Consider the following 1495-nt stretch of genomic DNA (forward strand, 5'->3'; position numbering starts at 1 on the left):
GCCACAACTCACCTGACCAGACCGAAAACCCCGCTCCTCCATCCACAACCCGGGTCAATTCCTCATGGCAATCCCGGGTCAGCTCTCACTGGCATTCAACACCTCGAACGGCCGCTTACAGTTGGCCCGTCAGTGCGGTCGGGTCGATTGTCAAGGTCGAGAAATCGACCGGACGGTACTGAGAAAAATCACGCGCTCTGTATTTCACAAGCGTGAAATTCTCTATGAATATGCAAGTCATTCTCAAATGAAAAATTAATTTTTTATATTCATGTACCGCGTTGACGGTGCCGTGTCCGATGATACTTAACATTTGATGGACACGATCATTGATCAGATTGACCGGCCAAATGTCCAAAGGCGTCCTCAGCGCCGGCTGCTGCTGTCGGCCGGCGCCGCGGCGCTCGTTGCCGGGGTCGGCGGCTTCGTCCTGGGCCAATGGCTCTCCCCGTCGCCGCCGGCCCCCGCCACGCCCGCGCCGCAGGAGAGCCTGCCGACGGAGGTCACGCTCTCGCCCGAGGCGGCGCAGAACTACGGCCTGCGCACCGCGCCCGCCGCCATGCAGCCGCTGGCCCGCAGCATCCGCGTGACCGGCACCGTCGGCTTCAACGAGCTGCGCCTCGCCCACATCCAGCCCCTCGCGCGCGGGCGGGTGCAGGCCATCGAGGTCGCGATCGGCGACCGCGTGCGCGCCGGCCAGCGCCTGGCGGTACTGGATGCGCTGGACCTGGCGGAGGCGCGCCACCAGCTCGCGGGCGCCGAGGCGGCGCTGAACCAGGCGCAGGCGGAGACGCAGACGGCCCGCGCCGCGCTGAACCGCGCCACCGAACTGGTCCGCAGCGGCGCGATCGCCCAGAGCGAGCTGGAGCGCCGCCGCGCCGAGATGGCGCGCGCCGATGCGGCGGTGGAGACGCGCCGGACGGAGGTGGAACACTGGCGGGAGATGCTGACCCGCTACAGCCCGGCCGGCCCGCCGGGGCAGGAGCCGGCGGACACCGTGTCCCTGCCGGGCCGCACGCCGAGCGACGCCCGCGGCGGCATCCTCGCGCCCTTCGACGGCGCGGTGCTGGCGGTGGGCGCGACGCCGGGGGAGCTGGTGGACACCAACCGCGAGATCTTCACCCTCGCCGACCTCTCGACCGTCTGGGTGATGGCCGACGTGCCCGAGCGTGAACTCGGTGCGGTGAAGCCCGGGGCGGCGGTCTCTATCGCCGTGGAGGCGTATCCCGGCCGCCGCTTCCCCGGCCGCGTCGCCTATGTCGCCGACCAGCTGGATGCCCGCACCGGCACGGCGAAGGTGCGCTGCGAGATCCCGAACCCCGACGGCGCGCTGAAGGTGAACATGTTCGCGACAGTCGAGATCGCGGCGCCGCTGGGCCGAGACGGGCTGGTGGCGGTGATTGTCAAAGAAGTTGTCCGGTGCCGATCAGGCGGCGTCTCTGATTTTGTGGTCGCTGAGGTCGCGCTCGGGGTTGAGGCAGACGTCACCGACCGG

At 68.6% G+C, this 1495-nt stretch carries 1 protein-coding gene; it reads left to right on the plus strand.

Features of this window, described 5'->3' with window-relative positions; translation table 11 throughout:
• Window positions 1–316 precede the first annotated feature (316 nt).
• Window positions 317–1495: efflux RND transporter periplasmic adaptor subunit (locus tag DOO78_RS26820; protein ID WP_111472938.1), on the plus strand; the 1179-nt coding region annotated here is incomplete at its 3' end.

Source organism: Roseicella frigidaeris, from assembly GCF_003258945.1.
GTDB classification, from domain to species: domain Bacteria; phylum Pseudomonadota; class Alphaproteobacteria; order Acetobacterales; family Acetobacteraceae; genus Paracraurococcus; species Paracraurococcus frigidaeris.